Genomic DNA, 1,320 nt, shown 5'->3' on the forward strand with positions numbered 1-1,320 from the left:
TAAAAACATTAAATGTCCAAGAAAGATTTCTTAATGAATCCCAACCATCTTTTTCGCAACTCAATTGCCTTGTTTTTCATTTTAGTTGAAAAATTACAGAAATCTTCATAAAATTCCTATTAAGCCTTACTTGACTATAATATTTCTACATTTCCTACAAAATATATCGCTTAACTTTAATAATAAACACTAATTCCGTTTTCTAAATAGATTTTACGCTTATTATAAGATTTTTTAATAACATCATGAGAAAAACAATGATTTACAATGAGGATTCATGGATTACTCAATAACCCCATCTTTGTTAATAAACGCAATCTTCATCATAGAATACCATCGATATACAAAAAAAATTGAACAGTATTCATCACCAAAACTACATTGCACCCTTTCATCATCATTTTTTCTAACAAGATCAACATTCGAAATAGTTAAATATATATTGGTTGCCATCCAAAAATAAGACATGGAAGACATTTGTTTTTTTGTTTCATGTATAAATATTTGTCTTCCAACCTATATAAAACTTATTATTGCTCAAATTAAAAAAATAATTACAAAAACAAGCTAAAAAAATAATTTAAGAAAAAAATCAACAAGTTAATCAAAAATTAGAAAGATTTAAAAAGAAATAAAAAACTAGAATTAAAACCCATCACAACAAGAAAAACAACAACCAATATTTAAATCTTTTCACAAACACAACATAAAACACCAAAAAAAAATCAAAGAAAAAGAAAAAAAAACTAAAAAAATATGACAAAGAGCTAACAAATTGACAGTCCCGATAATTGATATGACCAAAAAAGATTTGGTTTACACAAAAATCAAAGCACCAACAAACAAAAAAAGAGATAAAAAGAATTTTTATCATAAAAAATCAAATCAAACATACAAAATAGTTATTAAAAAAATTAAAAACCATTAGATTGACAACAATGGTGTCGAATACTATAGATAAATTACCACCATTTAAAATAATTAATAAATAAATATATTCAATTAGCTAACATTAATACGGACAAAAGCATCTTCAAAATCAATATTATTTAATTTGGAATTGTTAATAATAATTGAAGCAGTTTTATAAGAACCTTCATCATATTCATTATTTGAAAGCAAATTTTCAACTTGGGAATTAATAATGCAAATCTTATTATAATTATAAACTGTATTAATGACTTGGGAATAACATTTATTTTCTCCATTAATAATAACATTATTTGAAAATGATTCGATTGTTAGGTTTTTATTAATTAAAATAAAAGTATTATTTGTGCCTTTATATTCTCCATCCATTAAAATAATCTTAGAATTATT

At 23.0% G+C, this 1,320-nt stretch carries 2 protein-coding genes; both read right to left on the reverse strand.

The window, feature by feature from the left end; genetic code table 11:
- Positions 1-282 precede the first annotated feature (282 nt).
- Positions 283-468, reverse strand: a complete 186-nt coding sequence (locus tag MBORA_RS10715) for a hypothetical protein (protein WP_063720046.1) — start codon at positions 466-468, stop codon at positions 283-285.
- Between the two features lie 534 nt (positions 469-1,002).
- Positions 1,003-1,320: hypothetical protein (locus tag MBORA_RS00010; protein ID WP_211258392.1), on the reverse strand; the 318-nt coding region annotated here is incomplete at its 5' end.

The sequence above is a fragment of the Methanobrevibacter oralis genome (genome assembly GCF_001639275.1).
Taxonomy (GTDB): Archaea; Methanobacteriota; Methanobacteria; order Methanobacteriales; family Methanobacteriaceae; genus Methanocatella; species Methanocatella oralis.

Coding starts and splice junctions, on each gene's coding strand:
- MBORA_RS10715 (WP_063720046.1), bottom strand. CDS start 468: ATGTCTTATTTTTGGATGGCAACCAATATATATTTAACTATTTCGAAT.